This is a genomic window from Micromonospora sp. M51 (genome assembly GCF_018070305.1).
Taxonomy (GTDB): Bacteria; Actinomycetota; Actinomycetes; order Mycobacteriales; family Micromonosporaceae; genus Micromonospora; species Micromonospora parva.
In genome coordinates, this window is sequence record NZ_JAGPXZ010001315.1 from 1 (window position 1) to 839 (window position 839).

Below are 839 nucleotides of genomic sequence, written 5' to 3' on the forward strand. Positions count from 1 at the left end.
CACCTGGAGACCGTGCGGGAGCGGATCAGCCTGGACGGGGAACCGGTCAGCGAGGAGCGGTTCGCGGCGGTGTATCAGGAGATCAAACCGCTGGCCGAGCTGGTCGACGCGCGGTCGGACGAGCCGCTGACGTACTTCGACATGACCACCGCCCTGGCGTTCGCCACGTTCGCCGACGCGCCGGTCGACATCGCGGTTGTCGAGGTCGGTCTCGGCGGTGCCGAGGACGCCACGAACGTTCTCCAGGCCGGGGTCTGTGTGATCACCCCGATCGGGTTGGACCACACCGAGTGGCTCGGCGACACGCTCCAGGACATCGCGTTGGCCAAGGCCGGCATCATCCACCCGGGCGCCACCGTGATCGCGGCAGCGCAGGAGGAGGAAGCGGCGGGCCCGCTGCTCGAACGCTGCGCCGAGGTCGGGGCCACCATCGCCCGGGAGGGCGGCGAGTTCGGCGTGCTCGGTCGGGCGGTCGCGGTCGGCGGTCAGGTGCTGCGCCTCCAGGGCCTGGGTGGCGTGTACGACGACGTGTTCATCCCGCTGCACGGCGCCCACCAGGCGCAGAACGCGGCGGTGGCGCTCGCCGCGGTGGAGGCGTTCCTGGGTGCGGGGGCTCGACGTCAGCTCGACATCGAGGCGGTCCGGGAGGGTTTCGCCTCGACCAGCTCCCCGGGCCGGCTGGAGCGGGTCCGTAACGCCCCGACCGTCCTGCTGGACGGGGCGCACAACCCGCACGGCATGAAGGCCACCGTCACCGCGCTCCAGGAGGAGTTCGCGTTCAGCAAGCTGGTCGCCGTGCTCGGCGTCCGCGCCGACCAGGACGCGGAAGGGCTGCTGGA

At 71.9% G+C, this 839-nt stretch carries 1 protein-coding gene; it reads left to right on the top strand.

The annotated features are described in order from the left end of the window. Positions 1-839: folylpolyglutamate synthase/dihydrofolate synthase family protein (locus KBX53_RS34515; protein ID WP_247676627.1), on the top strand; the 839-nt coding region annotated here is incomplete at both ends.